The organism is Pseudoalteromonas luteoviolacea (genome assembly GCF_001696455.1).
In the GTDB taxonomy this organism is placed as follows: domain Bacteria; phylum Pseudomonadota; class Gammaproteobacteria; order Enterobacterales; family Alteromonadaceae; genus Pseudoalteromonas; species Pseudoalteromonas luteoviolacea_C.
In genome coordinates this window covers 1-2,464 of record NZ_MAUJ01000031.1, presented here as the reverse complement: position 1 = coordinate 2,464, position 2,464 = coordinate 1, and the positions used below count along the sequence as shown (strand labels likewise).

Here is a 2,464-nt window from a genome sequence, read left to right as displayed (position 1 = left end):
CGTTAGGATCGATCACGCCATCTTGATCTACATCGAAGAACACTTTACCAGATATGGTTTTATCACCTGCTTTTGGCATTTCAGTAAAGCGCAGTGTTGGCGCAGGATCTGTGCCGACAATCACTTTAGCGATATTACTGACAACACCCGCACCACTGCCGATATAGCGATTACCCGTTTGATGCTCTGAGCTTGGCGTTTGCGTGATCGTGTAGCCATCGGCGTTTGATTCGATTAAACCTACAAAGCTAAATTCACCGTTTACATCTGTGGTGGTTTCAAGAGCGACAGCCTGACTATATTTGTCGGTGCCCGTGAGTTTGATGCTGATAGTGTTAAGGGCTGAGTCGACAGGATCGATCTCCCCGTTTTGATCCACATCGAAGAACACCTTGCCAGATACGATTTTATCACCTGCTTTGGGCTTTTCAGTAAAGCGGATTATTGGCGTTGGATCTGTGCCCACCACGACTTTAGCGATATTGCTGACAACACCCACCCCGCTGCCGATATAACGATTACCCGTTTGATGCTCAGTACTTGGCGTTTGCGTGATGGTATAGCCATCGGCGTTTGATTCAATTAACCCAGTAAAGCTAAATGCACCGTTTACATCTGTGGTGGTTTCAAGCTCGACAGCCTGACCATATTTATCTGTGCCCGTTAGTTTGATGCTGATAGTGTTAAGGGCTGAATCGTTCGGATCGATAACGCCATCTTGATCTACATCGAAGAACACCTTGCCAGATATGGTTTTATCACCTGCTTTGGGTTTTTCAGTAAAGCGCAGTGTTGGTGTTGGATCTGTGCCGACCACGACTCTAGCGACATTGCTGACAACACCTGCGCCACTGCCGATATAACGATTACCCGTTTGGTGATCTGGGCTTGGTGTTTGTGTGATGGTGTAGCCGTCCGCATTTGATTCGATTAAACCCGCAAAGCTAAATTCACCGTTTGCATCTGTGGTGGTAGTAAGCTCGACAACCTGACCAAACTTATCCTTACCCGTGAGTTTTACATTGATATTGTTAAGGGCGGAGTCGTTCGGATCGATAACCCCATCTTGATCTACATCGAAGAACACCTTACCAGATATAGTTTTATCACCTGCTTTGGGCTTTTCAGTAAAGCGCAGTGTTGGTGTTGGATCTGTGCCGACCACAACTTTAGCAACATTGCTGACAACACCCGCGCCACTGCCGATATAGCGATTACCCGTTTGGTGGTCTGAGCTTGGTGTTTGCGTGATGGTATAGCCATCCGCATTTGATTCGATTAATCCGCTAAAGCTAAATTCACCGTTTACATCAGTGGTAGTTGTTAGCTCTACAAGCTGACCATATTTGTCGGTGCCCGAGAGTTTGATGCTGATAGTGTTAAGGGCGAAGTCTGCTGGATCCAAGGCGCCATTTTGATCCACGTCTAAGAACACTTTACCAGATACAGTTTTATCACCTGCTTTGGGTTTTTCAGTAAAGCGCAGTGTTGGTGTTGGATCTGTGCCGACCACGACTTTAGCAATATTGCTGACAACACCCGCGCCACTGCCAATATAACGATTACCCGTTTGATGTTCAGTACTTGGCGTTTGCGTGATGGTATAGCCATCCGCGTTTGATTCGATTAAACCCGCAAAGCCAAATTCACCATTTACATCTGTGGTGGTAGTAAGCGCTACAAGCTGACCATATTTGTTGGTGCCCGTGAGTTTTACACTGGTATTTTTAAGGAGTGAATCGTTCGGATCGATCACGCCATTTTGATCTACATCGAAGAACACTTTACCCGCTACAGTTTTATCGCCTGCTATGGGCTTTTCAGTAAAGCGGATTGTTGGTGTTGGATCTGTACCAACCACGACTTTAGCGACATTGCTGACAACACCTACTCCACTGCCGATATAGCGATTACCCGTTTGGTGATCTGGGCTTGGTGTTTGCGTGATGGTATAGCCATCGGCGTTTGATTCGATTAAACCTGCAAAACTAAATTCACCGCTTACATCCGTAGTGGTTGTAAGCGCGACAACCTGACCATATTTATCCGTGCCCGTCAGTTTGATACTGATATTTTTAAGGACTGAGTCATTCAGATCGATAAGCCCATTTTGATCTATATCGAAGAACACTTTACCCAAAACAGTTTTGTCGCCTGCTTTGGGCTTTTCAGTAAAGCGGATTATTGGCGTTGGATCTGTGCCCACCACGACTTTAGCAACATTGCTGACCACACCCGCACCACTGCCGATATAACGATTACCCGTTTGGTGGTCTGGGCTTGGTGTTTGCGTGATGGTATAGCCATCCGCGTTTGATTCGATTAAACCAGCAAAGCTGAATTCACCGTTTACATCTGTGGTGGTTTCAAGAGCAACAGCCTGACCATATTTGTCGGTGCCCGAGAGTTTGATGCTGATAGTGTTAAGGGCGGAGTCTGCTGGATCCAAGGCGCCATTTTGATC

General features: G+C 46.5%; 1 protein-coding gene. It reads right to left on the bottom strand.

What is annotated here, in order from left to right:
• Window positions 1-2,464: SdrD B-like domain-containing protein (locus A7985_RS25320; RefSeq protein WP_141685452.1), on the bottom strand; the 2,464-nt coding region annotated here is incomplete at both ends.